1 protein-coding gene is annotated in these 308 nt (G+C 71.8%); it reads right to left on the bottom strand.

Translation table 11 applies throughout. The annotated features are described in order from the left end of the window. The coding region (locus QWY28_RS23405) for a GntR family transcriptional regulator (RefSeq protein WP_300955318.1) at positions 1-261 on the bottom strand (261 nt) is incomplete at its 3' end. Between the last annotated feature and the right edge of the window lie 47 nt (positions 262-308).

The following is a 308-nucleotide window of genomic DNA, read 5'->3' as shown; positions in this document are numbered from 1 at the left end:
GCGGCGGGCGAGGAGGGTCTGCGACTCGGCCAGCAGGCCGCGACGGTTCATCTCCTCGGTGTAGCCGGTGATCTTGCTGGCCGTGCGACGCGGGCGGGCGACGAACGTGCCGCGGCCCGGGATGCGCTCGAGCAGCCCCTCGACGACCAGGGCGTCCATGGCCTGGCGCACGGTCATCCGCGCGACACCGAAACGGTGGACCAGCTCACGCTCCGAGGGAGCGGGCGATCCGGGAGCGCACCCGGTGACCAGGGAACGCACGTACTCGCGCACCTGGACGTGCTTGAGCGCACGTCCGTCAGTCACCA

This window comes from Nocardioides oceani, assembly GCF_030412965.1.
Classification (GTDB): domain Bacteria; phylum Actinomycetota; class Actinomycetes; order Propionibacteriales; family Nocardioidaceae; genus Nocardioides; species Nocardioides oceani.
The sequence above is the reverse complement of the archived record's forward strand: the minus strand, read 5'-3'. Positions and strand labels throughout refer to the sequence as shown.